Raw genomic sequence first — 698 nt, 5'->3', positions numbered from 1 at the left:
CGGTGCTGCGCGACCTCGAGGGCCGCGTGGCCGGCCCGGGCCCCGACCGGTTCCTCGCCCCGGAGCTCGCCGAGATGGAGCAGTACCTGGCCTCCGGGGAGTTCCTGCGCACGGTGGAGTCCGTCACCGGGCCGCTGCGCTGAGGCTGCTGTCCACTACCTCAGTTCAACTACCTCAGTTCGACCGTGCGCGCGTAGGCCCGCAGCACTGCCGCTTCGACGTCGTCGACCGTCGTGCCCGGCACGAGGTCCTCGGCGGCGCCCGCGGTCCTCGGGTCCCAGTCGAGCGCCAGGGTGGAGTAGACCGAGGACAGGACCCGCCGGATGGGCGCCGAATCCTCGACCACGAGGACAGAGGAGAACAACCATGCACCTGAGACGACCCGCTGGGCAGTACCGACCAGTTTCACGCTGAGCGGTTCCGGCGGGGGCCGATCCTGCCCAGCCCGGTGCACCTGCCCTGTTCCGTGCACGCTGAACTCACCCGGACAATACTCCCCCGGGATCTCGCCGACGGCGGCGTCGATCCCGAGGTCCTGCAGGGACTCGGCGAACAGGCTCCCGAAGGCGGCGAACCGAGCCTTCGTGCGGGCGACGGCGTCGGGGTGCGGCTCCACGTGGTCGACCACGAGACAGCCCTGGTGATAAGCGGCTGCACGCCCTCCGGCTCGCCGGACCAGCGGCTCGAAGCCCTGGTCC

Annotated in this window: 1 pseudogene; it reads right to left on the bottom strand. The window is 71.1% G+C overall.

Features of this window, described 5'->3' with window-relative positions:
- Window positions 1-169: 169 nt before the first annotated feature.
- Window positions 170-698, bottom strand: a pseudogene (locus Y705_RS22060) (lipoate--protein ligase family protein); the annotation flags it as partial.

The organism is Arthrobacter sp. H41 (genome assembly GCF_000520535.1).
Taxonomy (GTDB): domain Bacteria; phylum Actinomycetota; class Actinomycetes; order Actinomycetales; family Micrococcaceae; genus Arthrobacter_D.
Note: the sequence above shows the minus strand (reverse complement) of the source record. Positions and strands in the feature narration are given on the sequence as shown.